The sequence below is a fragment of the Bacillus sp. 0102A genome, assembly GCF_036765155.1.
GTDB lineage: Bacteria > Bacillota > Bacilli > Bacillales > Bacillaceae > Bacillus > Bacillus subtilis_G.
Genome location: NZ_JBAIZW010000003.1, coordinates 421,854 through 435,657 on the forward strand (window position 1 = coordinate 421,854; position 13,804 = coordinate 435,657).

12 protein-coding genes are annotated in these 13,804 nt (G+C 45.6%); 9 read left to right on the top strand and 3 right to left on the bottom strand.

Annotation, left to right across the window (positions count from 1 at the left end):
* Window positions 1-20 precede the first annotated feature (20 nt).
* Both V6D41_RS10315 and V6D41_RS10320 read left to right on the top strand, forming a co-directional pair.
* Window positions 21-224, top strand: coding sequence for a helix-turn-helix transcriptional regulator (locus V6D41_RS10315; RefSeq protein ID WP_087993534.1), 204 nt, complete (start codon window positions 21-23; stop codon window positions 222-224).
* 5 nt (window positions 225-229) lie between these two features.
* A complete protein-coding gene (locus tag V6D41_RS10320; RefSeq protein ID WP_333518134.1) occupies window positions 230-604 on the top strand; it encodes a hypothetical protein in 375 nt (124 codons plus the stop codon).
* Between the two features lie 74 nt (window positions 605-678).
* On the opposite strand, the gene lutP is transcribed toward V6D41_RS10320, so the two are convergent.
* The gene (gene lutP, locus V6D41_RS10325; protein WP_333518135.1) at window positions 679-2,376 is read right to left on the bottom strand and encodes an L-lactate permease LutP; all 1,698 of its coding nucleotides are present in this window, start codon (window positions 2,374-2,376) and stop codon (window positions 679-681) included.
* A 230-nt stretch (window positions 2,377-2,606) separates the two neighbouring features.
* Here lutP and lutR point away from each other — a divergent pair, with 230 nt between their 5' ends.
* The 7 genes from lutR (at window position 2,607) to V6D41_RS10360 (ending at window position 11,492) form a co-directional block, all read left to right on the top strand.
* Complete coding sequence (lutR, locus tag V6D41_RS10330) at window positions 2,607-3,329, top strand: L-lactate utilization/bacilysin biosynthesis transcriptional regulator LutR (RefSeq protein ID WP_148962733.1); 723 nt, start codon at window positions 2,607-2,609, stop codon at window positions 3,327-3,329.
* Window positions 3,330-3,491: 162 nt separating this feature from the next.
* Window positions 3,492-4,484, top strand: a complete 993-nt coding sequence (gene ganR / locus V6D41_RS10335) for a galactan degradation operon transcriptional regulator GanR (protein ID WP_333518136.1) — start codon at window positions 3,492-3,494, stop codon at window positions 4,482-4,484.
* Between the two features lie 140 nt (window positions 4,485-4,624).
* Window positions 4,625-5,890, top strand: a complete 1,266-nt coding sequence (locus V6D41_RS10340) for a sugar ABC transporter substrate-binding protein (RefSeq protein ID WP_333518137.1) — start codon at window positions 4,625-4,627, stop codon at window positions 5,888-5,890.
* Between the two features lie 39 nt (window positions 5,891-5,929).
* Complete coding sequence (gene ganP, locus V6D41_RS10345) at window positions 5,930-7,186, top strand: arabinogalactan oligomer ABC transporter permease GanP (RefSeq protein ID WP_333518138.1); 1,257 nt, start codon at window positions 5,930-5,932, stop codon at window positions 7,184-7,186.
* Between the two features lie 3 nt (window positions 7,187-7,189).
* Window positions 7,190-8,041 carry an arabinogalactan oligomer ABC transporter permease GanQ gene (gene ganQ / locus V6D41_RS10350; protein ID WP_333518139.1) on the top strand — a complete coding sequence of 284 codons (852 nt, stop codon included), beginning with the start codon at window positions 7,190-7,192 and terminating at the stop codon, window positions 8,039-8,041.
* Window positions 8,042-8,059: 18 nt separating this feature from the next.
* Entirely contained in the window at window positions 8,060-10,123 is a 2,064-nt protein-coding gene (ganA, locus tag V6D41_RS10355; protein ID WP_333518173.1) for a beta-galactosidase GanA, read from the top strand.
* A 79-nt stretch (window positions 10,124-10,202) separates the two neighbouring features.
* The gene (locus tag V6D41_RS10360) at window positions 10,203-11,492 is read left to right on the top strand and encodes an arabinogalactan endo-1,4-beta-galactosidase (RefSeq protein ID WP_333518140.1); all 1,290 of its coding nucleotides are present in this window, start codon (window positions 10,203-10,205) and stop codon (window positions 11,490-11,492) included.
* Window positions 11,493-11,543: 51 nt separating this feature from the next.
* On the opposite strand, the gene V6D41_RS10365 is transcribed toward V6D41_RS10360, so the two are convergent.
* Together V6D41_RS10365 and V6D41_RS10370 are read right to left on the bottom strand one after the other, a co-directional pair.
* On the bottom strand, window positions 11,544-12,755 hold the full coding sequence (locus tag V6D41_RS10365; RefSeq protein WP_333518141.1) for a PP2C family protein-serine/threonine phosphatase: 1,212 nt from the start codon (window positions 12,753-12,755) through the stop codon (window positions 11,544-11,546).
* A 29-nt stretch (window positions 12,756-12,784) separates the two neighbouring features.
* A complete protein-coding gene (locus V6D41_RS10370) occupies window positions 12,785-13,597 on the bottom strand; it encodes an alpha/beta fold hydrolase (RefSeq protein ID WP_333518142.1) in 813 nt (270 codons plus the stop codon).
* Window positions 13,598-13,804 lie beyond the last annotated feature (207 nt).

The following is a 13,804-nucleotide window of genomic DNA, read 5'->3' on the forward strand; positions in this document are numbered from 1 at the left end:
TGGAAAAAGAGGTAATCCCTTTGAAAAATAGGTTAATAGAATACAGAAAGAAATATGGATATTCCCAAGATACATTAGCTGAGCTGCTAAACGTCAGCAGACAAACGGTTATATCAATTGAGAAAGGAAAATATAATCCTTCTTTGCCGCTGGCATTAGCAATCGCGAAAACGTTTCATACAACTGTCGAAAACATGTTTTATGAAGATGAGAACGAGAGGTGAAAATCATGGCATTACGAAAAGTTTACTTCATAATTGGCGCTTTATTCACAATGATTTTACTGACGAAAGCTTTTTTTCAAATTGTGACTTATTCTGTTTCCTTTACTGAATTATTAATGTGGGGAGCTCTGTCTTATTTAAGTTTTGCTGCGGGCTATATTTATCCGCATTTCAAAGAAAAAGATGAAAGAGCAAACTTGATTAAGCAAAAAGGAATGCAGTACGCACTTTATTCTGTATTGATTTATTGCGTAATGATCTTGTTCAGTATTCAGTTCAGCGCAGTGGCGTTATCGGCAGTTGAAATCATGAGGATTTTAATATCCTTAACAATCATTACGACCTTCACTTCGTGGGTGATATTATCAAAAAAATATTAAGAAATAAAACTGGCAGAACATCAATCTGCCAGTTTTGTTTTTATTTCTTGATAATCTTGACTGTTCATACTGCATCATCCTGCTGGAATCATCCAGCTGAACACGTGATGCTGTAAAAAAGTGATGATACAAACGAGTAGCAGTAAAAACAAGCTGTGCTTAATCGTAAAGCGGAAAAGATCCGACTCCTTCCCGGCGAGCCCTACCGCGGCGCACGCGACCGCGATCGACTGCGGCGAGATCATTTTTCCTGTGACACCGCCTGATGAATTGGCGGCGACAGACAGAACAGGGTCCATGCCGACTGATAACGCGGTGACTTTCTGCAGGTTGCCGAACAGCAGGTTGGCAGACGTATCCGAGCCGGTAATGAAGACGCCGAGCCAGCCGAGAACAGGCGAAAAGAAGGTAAACATCGAACCTGTCAGCGCAAGTGTCATCCCGAGGGTCGTGCTCATCCCCGAAGAGTTGGTGACATAGGCAAAACCAACGACAGAAGCGATGGTCAAAATCGGAAACTTCAACTCTTGGATCGTTTCTTTAAAAACAGCTCCCCAGTCTTTCCATGCAATCGCCGTGATGAACTTTGACAGCACGGCCGCAATCAATATCGCTGTGCCGGCCGAACCAAGCACCTCAAGCTTGTAAAGTGCTTCAATCGGCGTACCGTCAGCATTGACAATTTGATTGTTCAAAAAAGGCACACCAGGGGCGAAAGTCAGTTTTTCTCCAATACCATTCAGCCACTTCAAGAAAACAGAAGCGCCTTCATAATGCCCGGTCAGCGCGGATTTGACAGAGGGAATGCCCCATACAGAAATCATCACCGTCAGCAGCAAAAATGGCGACCAGGCCTTAAAAATCTGTCCCCCGCTGTATGCAGGCGCTGCCTGACTCGTTTTCGCCGTTTCAATCGCTGCGGCCGATTCCTGTTCACCGGCAAACCGGAATGTTGTTTTCGGTTTCCACCATTTCAAAAACACAGCAAGCGCTGCCATCGAAACAAGCGCTGACAAAACATCCGGCAGCTCAGGCCCTAAAAAATTGGAGCTAAGGTATTGAACGACAGCAAAGGAAACACCGGAAACGAGAATGGCCGGCCAGACCTCAAAGGCTTTCCTGAACCCGCTCATGATGATGAGTAAATAAAGAGGAATAAATACGGATAAAAACGGCAGCTGCCGCCCGACCATTTGCGAAATCTCCATCGCCGGAATTCCTGTCGGCCCTTCTACGGCTGTAATCGGAATCCCAATCGCGCCAAAGGCGACCGGCGCCGTATTGGCGATCAAACAGATTCCCGCCGCATAAAGAGGGTTAAAGCCGAGGCCGACCAGCAGCGCGGCTGAAATGGCGACCGGCGCTCCGAAGCCCGCCGCTCCTTCTAAAAAAGCCCCGAATGAGAAAGCGATCAGGAGCGCCTGAAGCCGGCGATCATCCGTAATCGAGAGAACAGAACTGCGAATGATATCAAATTGTCCCGTTTTCACAGTGATTTTATACAAAAAAACAGACGTCACAATGATCCAGCCGATCGGCAAAATCCCGTATACGGCTCCTTGTGTCGCGGACATCAGCGCTTTTTCCGCCGGCATCCGATAAACCAATACAGCGATGAAAAGTGCGATCCCCAATGTGGACAAGCCCGCTGTATACCCCTTCATCCGTTTAATCGCGAGTGCCCAAAAAAAGAAAATAATCGGTACAAGTGCCGCAAGCGCTGATAAAAGCAAATTTCCCCCTATAGGCGTATATGCCTGTGTCCATTGCATCCCAAACCCCTCCTTGAAACATAAACTGGCGTTGTGTGTAAGCGTTTTCTATAGATGGTGGTATGATCATCTGATGACTGGGTAATAAGACCAGTTACCTAGCATTATATTTTGAAAAAAATCAAAGTACAAGACTTTTTGACAAAATTGTCAAAATCTTTTGGCTCCCCCAAAAACAGAGTATAATAGATCGTAAACAGCCAGACCTACAAGTTACGGGGTGAATTGCATTGAAATACAAACAGATTAAAACAAAGAAAATATATGAAGAAGTGGCGGACGCACTATTAGACATGATCAAAAACGGCGAATTGAAGCCGGGAGATAAACTGGACTCCGTTCAAGCGCTTTCCGAAAGCTTTCAAGTCAGCCGCTCAGCGGTTCGCGAAGCACTTTCCGCGCTAAAAGCGATGGGGCTTGTCGAAATGAAACAGGGAGAAGGCACATACCTAAAGGAATTTGAGCTCAATCAAATTTCTCAGCCGCTCTCAGCCGCCCTTCTTATGAAAAAAGAGGACGTCAAGCAGCTGCTCGAGGTCAGAAAACTGCTTGAAATCGGCGTGGCTTCATTAGCGGCTGAAAAAAGAACAGAAGAGGATCTCGAAAGAATTCATGCCGCGTTAAAGGAAATGGGCAGCATTGAAGCCGACGGAGAGCTTGGAGAGAAAGCAGACTTCGCGTTTCATCTGGCGCTGGCTGACGCTTCCCAAAACGATCTTCTCAAACATCTGATGAACCACGTTTCATCATTGTTGCTGGAAACGATGAGAGAAACACGGAAAATCTGGCTGTTTTCCAAGAAGACCTCAGTTCAGCGGCTTTATGAGGAGCATGAACGGATTTACAATGCCGTGGCTGCACAGGATGGAGGGCAGGCGGAGGCTGCTATGCTGGCGCATTTAACAAATGTGGAAGATGTGCTTTCGGGATATTTCGAGGAAAATGTGCAATAACCAACTCATTTCCCGGGCAATTCTGCCGGTGCCGAATGAAAAACCGAGACTGAGCCACAAATGGTTCAGTCTTTTTGCTTGCAGCAGCACTTGACATTTGTGAAAAACAAAGTAAAATATTTTACTAAAACGAATAAAAGCTGAATAATGGAGGCAGATGCAATGGCGACAATTAAAGATATCGCACAGGAAGCGGGATTTTCGATTTCAACTGTTTCCCGCGTTTTAAATAACGATGAAAGCCTTTCTGTTCCTGATGAAACACGGGAGAAAATCTATGAAGCGGCGGAAAAACTCAATTACCGTAAGAAAACAGTAAGGCCGCTAGTGAAACATATTGCGTTTTTATATTGGCTGACAGATAAAGAAGAATTAGAAGATGTCTATTTTAAAACGATGAGATTAGAAGTAGAGAAACTGGCGAGAGCATTTAATGTCGATATGACCACTTATAAAATATCGGATAGAATCGAAAGCATTCCTGCACATACAGAAGGATTTATTGCCGTCGGAACATTTTCTGATGAAGAGCTGGCTTTTCTCAGAAATCTCACTGAAAACGGCGTGTTTATCGATTCAACCCCTGATCCCGATCATTTTGACTCGGTAAGGCCCGATTTAGCTCAAATGACAAGGAAGACGGTAAATATCCTGAGCAGGAAAGGGCATCAGAGCATCGGTTTTATCGGAGGCACATACAAAAATCCGAACACCAATCAGGATGAAATGGACATCCGTGAACAAACCTTTAGATCTTATATGAGGGAAAAAGGCTTGTTGGACGAGTGCTATATCTTCTGTCATCGCGGGTTCTCTGTAGAAAACGGCTATCGCCTGATGACAGCAGCGATCGACACATTAGGCGATCAGCTTCCAACGGCTTTTTTGATCGCGGCGGACCCGATTGCAGTTGGCTGTCTGCAAGCCCTGAACGAAAAGGGAGTTGCCATACCGAACAGGGTAAGCATTGTGAGCATCAACAACATCAGCTTTGCAAAGTATGTCTCGCCCCCTCTGACGACGTTTCATATTGATATACATGAATTATGTAAAAATGCTGTTGAAATGCTGCTTGAACAAGTGCAGGACAAGAGAAGAACGGTAAAAACATTATATGTGGGCGCGGAATTAATCGTCAGAAAGAGTATGAATTAAGAATGGCTTAGGACACTAAGCTATTTTTTATTTGGTAAAAAGATTTACTGATAGAAGTAAATAGTTTGTTTACATATTTTCTCATCCGTGCTATATTATTTTTTAAAGCGCTTTCATTACTAGCGAAAGGGTGACAAACAATGAAAATGGCGAAAAAGTGTTCCGCACTCATGCTCTGCGCGGCTGTCAGTTTATCCTTGGCGGCTTGCGGCCCAAAGGAAAGCGGCAGCACCAAACCAAGCTCAAAAGGGTCAAAGCTTGTCGTGTGGGAGGATAAAGAAAAGAGCATCGGCATTAAAGGTGCCGTTGCCGCCTTTGAAAAAGAGTATGAAGTGAAGGTCAGAGTCGTTGAAAAACCGTATGCCCAGCAGATTGAAGATTTGCGGATGGACGGTCCGGCCGGCACAGGGCCTGACGTGTTAACAATGCCCGGTGACCAAATCGGAACGGCTGTCACGGAGGGATTACTCAAGGAATTACATGTTGAAAAGGACGCGCAATCGCTTTACACTGACACTTCCATCCAATCTCAAATGGTAGATCAAAAGCTTTATGGGCTGCCTAAAGCGGTCGAAACGACAGTGCTTTTTTACAACAAAGATCTTATTTCAGAGAAGGAATTGCCGCAAACGCTGGGGGAGTGGTACGACTATTCCAAAAAGACTGCTGACGGCAGCAAATTTGGCTTTTTAGCATTATTTGATCAAATTTATTACGCGGAAAGTGTGATGAGCGGTTACGGCGGATATATTTTCGGAAAGGACAAAGACGGCAGCTATAACCCGTCAGACATCGGGATCAATAATAAAGGCGCTGTCAAAGGTGCGGCGCAGATTCAAAAGTTTTACAAGGATGGTTTATTCCCGGCAGGCATTATTGGAGAACAAGGGATAAACGTGCTGGAATCACTGTTCACAGAAGGAAAAGCCGCAGCGATTATCTCGGGCCCATGGAATGTAGACGCCTTTTCGAAAGCAGGAATCAATTATGGCATAACGAAACTGCCGGAACTGGAAAAGGGGAAAAACATGAGTTCCTTTATCGGCGTCAAAAGCTACAACGTCAGTGCGTTTTCAAAGAATGCGGAGCTGGCGCAGGAATTAGCCGTTTTTCTTGCAAACGAAAAAAATGCTAAAACACGCTATGAAAAAACGAAAGAAGTTCCTGCTGTGAAATCCTTAGCCAATGATCCGGCTATTATGAAAAGCGAGGCGGCACGGGCTGTTACGGAACAAACCCGCTTCGCAGAGCTGACACCAAATATTCCGGAAATGAATGAAATATGGACACCGGCTGATTCAGCATTACAGACGATTGCAACAGGAAAAGCAGATCCGAAACAAGCATTGGATCAAGCTGCTGAAACGGCTAAAGGACAAATCAAGGCAAAGCACAGCGGAAAATAAAGAGAAAGCTAGATTTGTATTGTGAGAGAGGTGAAAACGGTGCAGCATCGTCAAATCGCTTTGTTCCTGTCAATCATCCCGGGGCTGGGGCAATTTTATAACAAGCAATGGATAAAAGGTTTGGTCTTTCTTTTCCTAGGCGCATCGTTTTTTGCAGTCTTTGGAGATCTGCTCAATATGGGGTTTTGGGGAATTTTCACGTTGGGAACAGAGGTGCCGCGGGATCATTCCGTGTTTCTGCTGGCGGAAGGGATTATCGCTGTAATCGTGACCTGCTTTGGCCTTGCGGTGTATTATGTGAATCTTCGCGATGCGTTTCAAAGCGGAAAACAGCGCGATGAAAACAAGCCATTGAGCTCCCTCAAGGAACAATACCAACATATCATTTCTCATGGCTACCCTTATGTCGTCAGCGGCCCATCTTTGTTTATTTTAATTTTCGCCGTGATCTTCCCCATCTTATTCAGCTTTGCACTAGCCTTTACAAACTATGATTTATATCATTCGCCTCCTGCTAAATTAATTGATTGGGTCGGTTTTCAAACCTTCTCAAACATTTTCACAGTTGATATTTGGAGGTCGACTTTTTTTGATGTGCTGGCTTGGACGGTGGTTTGGACACTTGCTGCATCCACACTGCAAGTCAGTATGGGGATTTTTCTCGCGATTATTGTCAATCAGAAAGACATTCGTTTTAAACGTTTTTTCCGGACGATTTTGATTTTGCCATGGGCTGTTCCCGGTTTTGTGACGATTTTAATTTTTGCAGGGCTGTTTAATGATAGCTTCGGTGCGATGAATCACGATATCTTGGCTTTCTTCGGCATAGAGCCTCTTCCATGGATGACAGATGCCAATTGGTCGAGACTTGCGCTGATTCTCATGCAGGGATGGCTCGGGTTTCCGTACATCTTTCTCGTCTCAACAGGCGTCTTGCAGTCCATCCCGGACGATTTGTATGAAGCAGCCACGATTGATGGCGCTTCTGTTTTCTCGAAGCTGAGATACATCACGCTTCCGATGGTGTTCATTGCTATGGCTCCAATTATCATTACTCAGTTTACGTTTAATTTTAATAACTTTAATCTGATCTATCTATTCAACGGCGGCGGTCCGGCGGTAACCGGATCAACAGCTGGCGGGACAGATATCCTTGTTTCGTGGATTTATAAATTGACAATGCAGTCCAGTCAATATTCACTCGCCGCGGCTTTAACGATTTTATTATCTGTGTTTGTCATCTCTATCGCATTGTGGCAGTTCAGACGGACGAAGTCTTTTAAAGAGGAGGCATGAGGCATGCTGGCAGATATGAAGATCAGAAAATGTATTCGTCTCCTTTTGTCTTACTTGTTATTAGCCTGTATGGCGGCCATCATTGTTTATCCTCTCCTTTGGACGGCAGGCGCAAGCTTTAACCCCGGCAACAGCTTAATCAGTACATCCATCATTCCTAAGCATCCGACTTTCGATCATTACAAGGAGTTATTTGCGGGCGAAGAAAGCCTTCAATATGTACAGTGGTATCTCAACTCAATGAAGATCAGCCTGTTTACGATGGCCGGATCTTTGATCTGTGTGACGTTTACCGCCTATGCGTTTTCGCGCTTTCGATTTAAAGGAAGGAAATACGCTTTAACCCTCTTTTTATTGCTGCAAATGATTCCTCAGTTTTCGGCTTTAATCGCCTTGTTTGTGTTGGCGCAAATCATGGGGATGATCAATAGCCACTGGCTGTTAATCTTGCTTTATATCGGCGGCCTGATCCCGATGAATACGTATTTGATGAAAGGATACATGGATTCCATTCCGATGGATTTAGACGAAAGCGCCAAGATTGACGGGGCCGGCAGCACAAGAATCTTCTTCCAGATCATTCTGCCATTATCAAAACCGATGGCGGCAGTAGTTGCCATGAACGGCTTTACCGGCCCGCTCGGAGATTTTGTGCTGTCCTCAACGATATTGAGAACGCCTGAATCATATACATTGCCCGTAGGTCTATTCAATTTAGTGAATGATGTCATGGGAGCCAGCTATACAACATTTGCAGCCGGAGCCCTGCTTATCAGCATACCGGTTGCCGTCATCTTTATCATGCTGCAAAAGCATTTTGTGTCCGGATTAACCGCTGGGGGAACAAAAGGGTAAGAGAATAAGGGGGAGAAAATAATGGCAAAGCTTGAAAAAACGTACGTTACAAAAGCGAAGTTCATGCTCCACGGAGGAGACTACAATCCTGATCAGTGGCTGGATCGGCCTGATATTTTAGCCGATGATATTAAGCTGATGAAGCTTTCTCATACGAATACATTTTCTGTCGGCATTTTTGCATGGAGCGCGCTTGAGCCGGAAGAGGGCGTGTATCAATTTGAATGGCTTGATGATATTTTTGAACGGATTCACAGCATAGGCGGCCGGGTCATATTAGCAACGCCAAGCGGAGCCCGTCCTGCCTGGCTGTCACAAACCTATCCTGAAGTGCTGCGGGTCAATGCCTCCCGCGTCAAACAGCTGCACGGCGGAAGGCACAACCACTGCCTTACATCTAAAGTCTACCGTGAAAAAACACGTCACATCAACCGGTTATTAGCAGAACGATACGGCCATCATCCGGCGCTGTTAATGTGGCATATTTCCAACGAATACGGAGGAGAGTGCCACTGCGACCAATGCCAGCATGCTTTCAGGGTGTGGCTGAAATCGAAATATGACAACAGCCTCAAGGCATTGAACCATGCGTGGTGGACTCCTTTTTGGAGCCATACATTTAATGACTGGTCACAAATTGAAAGCCCTTCGCCGATCGGTGAAAATGGCTTGCACGGTTTGAACTTAGACTGGCGCCGGTTCGTCACTGATCAAACGATTTCGTTTTATGAAAATGAAATCATCCCGCTGAAAGAACTGACGCCTGATATCCCTATTACAACGAACTTTATGGCTGACACATCGGATTTGATTCCGTATCAGGGCCTCGACTACAGCAAATTTGCGAAGCATGTCGATGTCATCAGCTGGGACGCTTATCCGGTCTGGCACAATGACTGGGAAAGTACAGCTGATTTGGCGATGAAGGCCGGATTTATCAATGACATGTACCGCAGCCTAAAGCAGCAGCCTTTCTTATTAATGGAGTGTACGCCAAGCGCGGTCAATTGGCATAACGTCAACAAGGCGAAGCGCCCGGGCATGAATCTGCTGTCGTCTATGCAAATGATTGCCCACGGTTCGGACAGCGTACTCTATTTCCAATACCGTAAATCGCGCGGGTCATCAGAAAAATTGCACGGGGCGATTGTCGATCATGACAATAGCCCGAAAAATCGGGTCTTTCAAGAAGTGGCAAAAGTCGGCGAGACATTAGAACAGCTGTCCGCAGTTGTCGGAACGAACCGGCCCGCTGAAACTGCTATTTTATATGACTGGGAAAATCATTGGGCGCTCGAGGATGCTCAGGGTTTTGCAAAGGCGACAAAACGTTATGCGCAAACACTTCAGCAGCATTACCGCACGTTCTGGGAACACGATATCCCTGTCGACGTCATCACAAAAGAACAAGACTTTTTATCATATAAACTGCTGATCGTCCCGATGCTTTATTTAATCAGCGAAGACACCATTTCTCGTTTAAAAGCGTTTACGGCTAACGGCGGCACCTTAGTCATGACGTATATCAGCGGGATTGTGAATGAACATGACTTAACGTACACAGGCGGATGGCCTCAGGATCTGCAAGCCATTTTCGGAATGGAGCCTCTTGAAACCGACACGCTGTATCCGAAGGATCGAAATGCTGTCAGCTATCGCAGCCAAACATATGAAATGAAGGATTATGCAACGGTGATCGATGTAAAGACCGCATCAACAGAAGCGGTGTATCAAGAAGATTTTTATGCGCGTACGCCAGCGGTGACAAGCCACCAATATCAGCAGGGCAAGGCGTATTTTATCGGTGCGCGTTTGGAGGATCAATTTCAGCGGGATTTCTATGAAGGACTCATTACAGACCTGTCTCTTTCTCCTGTTTTTCCGGTTCGGCATGGAAAAGGCGTCTCCGTACAAGCGAGGCAGGATCAGCACAATGATTATATTTTCGTCATGAATTTTACCGAAGAGAAGCAGCTGGTCACGTTTGATCAGAGTGTGAAGGATATGATGACAGGAGAAATATTATCAGGCGACCTGACGTTGGAAAAATATGAAGTGAGAATCGTCGTACGCACACATTAGGCTAATGCTCCGCTCGATATGGGCGGATTCTTTTTCTAACATATTTGTAAACGCCTACTTTAGAGTGAGGGGTGGAATGATGAGAAGCAGAGTGAAAATGTTCTTTGCGGCTGCCATCGTGTGGAGTGTATTCAGTTCTACGGGATATGCCGCTGCCATTGGGGAGGAGAAACATGTGCCGAACCCTCGGACAGAGGATCTTTTCGTTAAAAAAGTAGAGGGCATGAACAAGGACTTTATCAAAGGGGCAGATGTGTCCAGTGTTATTGCTTTAGAAAACAGCGGAGTCACCTTTTACAATACAAGCGGAAAACGCCAGGACATCTTTACAACCCTAAAACAAGCCGGCGTCAACTATGTTCGAGTCCGCATTTGGAATGATCCGTATGATTCACATGGCAATGGATATGGAGGAGGAAACAATGATGTTCATAAAGCCATTGAAATTGGAAAAAGAGCGACTGCGAACGGAATGAAGGTGCTGGCCGACTTTCATTATTCTGATTTCTGGGCTGATCCTGCGAAACAGAAGGTGCCCAAAGCTTGGGCGAATCTCAGCTTTGATGCTAAAAAAGCAGAGCTCTATGAGTATACGAAACAAAGCCTGCAAAAAATGATCAAGGAAGGCGTCGACATCGGCATGGTTCAGGTCGGAAATGAAACAACAGGGGCATTTGCCGGCGAAACCGATTGGGCGAAGATGAGTCAATTATTTAATGAAGGAAGCCGGGCGGTCAGAGAAACAGACCCAGGCATCTTGGTCGCGCTGCATTTTACCAATCCTGAAACAACTGGAAGGTATTCATTTATTGCAGACACACTCCGCAAAAACAAAGTGGATTATGATGTGTTTGCCAGTTCTTATTATCCTTTCTGGCACGGCACATTGCAGAATTTGACCTCTGTGCTGAAGGCAGTTGCCGGGAGGTACGGCAAAAAAGTCATGGTGGCGGAGACATCGTACACCTATACCGCTAAGGATGGCGATGGGCATGAAAATACAGCGCCAAAAAGCGGACAGACGCTGCCATATCCTATTTCCGTTCAAGGCCAGGCAAATGCGATAAGAGATGTGATGCAGGCCGTAGCGAATACAGGAACGGCGGGGCTTGGTGTGTTCTATTGGGAGCCTGCGTGGATTCCAGTCGGGCCGAAAACACAGGTAGAGAAAAACAAAGTGTTGTGGGATACATACGGTTCAGGCTGGGCCTCCAGCTATGCCGCCGAATATGACCCAGAAGATGCCGGAAAGTGGTATGGGGGAAGTGCTGTGGATAACCAAGCTTTGTTTGATTTTAACGGACACCCGCTGCCTTCCCTGCAGGTGTTTCAATATGCGGAGTCAGGACATATCCTGAAGAATCGCTGAAACAGAAAATCCATGAGATGTAACAAACATTGTTGCGTCTCATGGATCATTTTATTTCAAATCAACTAATATAAAACATTCGTCATCACTTTTATGATGGGCTTCCTTATGATCATGCAGGGATGTAAGAATTTGCTCTTTCAAGTCAGCGATAGGCAAATCGGGATGGTCCTTTAACAAATCAAATAAATAACATGAAGTCGTAGGATCCATCACGCCATCCGTATACAGCAGGAGCCTTCCACCTTCCGTGTATGAAAGACTGCTTGACTGAAACACTGTATCTTCAAACATCCCGATCGGAGGCGCGGTAGCGGGCAGCGGATTTTGGGTTCCGCCGGTGCCCTGCCATAATGCCGGCGGATGCCCTGCGTTGACATAATCAATTTTTTGCCGGGCTGTATCAATCTCGAGATAAATGGCCGTGCAATAATGTCTTGCTTCCTCATCATTTTGAAACAAGCTGTGAAGGTGGCGGTCTAATTCCTTCATGACTTTGACGGGACTGAGACCTTGCGTGATCTGGCGCTGGAACAAAGGATGCAGAGACATCGTAATCAATGCAGATGAAATCCCATGCCCCATCACATCAAGAATAATAATGCCGTATCGATGTTCATCGATTTGATAAAATCCGTATAGATCACCCGATAATTCACTGGATGCTTTGTAATAAGCGTCAATCTGGATCTGGTCGTTTACAATCGGTTCAGTCAACGAGTTTTCCTGTGTTTTTCTGGCAAGCTCGAGCTCTCTTTTAGTGTTTAGTTTAAATTGTTGATTTTGTTTGTTGATCTCAAGAAGTTCTTCTTGTTTTGCCTTCAGCGCTTCCAAGGCCATTTCTAACTCCGCATTGGCTTTCTGTTTGGCAAGCAAAGCTTCCTGAGCCGTGTTTCTGGCCATCAGCAGCTCATTTTCATATTCGTTTCGCTTTCGCATCGGTATCAGAACACACTCGGTGACAGATAATCCGCCATCAGCTCTTGCAACAGCATTGACAAGGACGGGAATTTCTTCTCCATCTCTAGTTTGCAGAGAAATGTACATTTCTTCAATGTGCTGCTCCAGCTTCAAAAGCGGAACAAAATAAAGCTGGTAGAAAAGCTGTGCGGAAACGGTCAAAATTGTATCCATATGCTGGCCGATCACCTGTTCCGAACGATAATCCAGAATCTTGAGCAGGGTACGGTTGACAGCTATGATTGAACCCTCTTCTGACAAGGTGAGGAAACCGCATGGTGCATCATTCAATTGTTTGTCCATTAAGAGGGTCACCTCTATCTCTTTCGTTCCTATATCACGAGCGCTTTCAAATAATCGCTGATCAGCTGGATCGTCTCTTCAGGATGGCTCATGTGGGGGCAATGCCCGCGAGCCTCCATTTGTTTCAGTGTACTATAAGGAAGATGCTTATGCATATACTCGCCTACTGCGACCGGTGCGATGATATCGTCCGCGCATTGGAGAATCAGAGAGGGAACCGTTACCTTCGAAAGATTCTCCCGGTGATCAGAAAAAAACGCGGCTTTCGCGAATTGGCGGGCAATTACAGGGTCAGTAGAACAAAAACGGTTTTCAAGCTCTTCCCTGATTTCAGGCCGATCTGGCTGATTCAGAACGGTTGCTGCGAATACAGTAGCCCAGCCTATGTAATTTTTCTCCATCATCTCCAGCAAACCACGGAGCTGTTCCTCCTCAAATCCTCCGTAATACTCAGGCGGATCATTCAAATAGCAAGGAGAAGGTCCCACCATCACCAGATGGGAAAAAAGCGCCGGACGGCGGATGGAAGCAAGCATCCCAATCACAGCCCCGACAGAGTGCCCCACAAACACGGTGTCTTTCAGATCTAAAGCTTCACAAACATCAAGAACATCTTGGGCATAGCCTTCAAGTGTCCGGTAACGATCCGGGTCATATGCGTGCAAGTCTGAATGGCCCGAACCGACGTAATCAAATAAAATGACCCGATGATATTCTTCGAAGGCCGGGGCCACGGCATTCCACACACTTTGATCACATCCAAAACCAGGTGCGAAAATGATAGATGTTTTGCCGCTTCCCTTCACCTTCACATCATTTCGAGACAAAATCGCATCGTTCATGATTGGCTCCTTTCAGGGGAAGTAAAATAAAGTTCAGTATGTATATCATAACACTCACGGTTTGAAGAGTGTGTCTTTCTATGAAAGTATATAGCAGTTTAAAAGAAAGAGGACATCCGGCATAGGCGAGCTGGAAGAAATGGAAGATGTAGAGGAGGGATTGCCTAGACTTGAGAAAGAATATGACATTTGTCACCCACCATCATG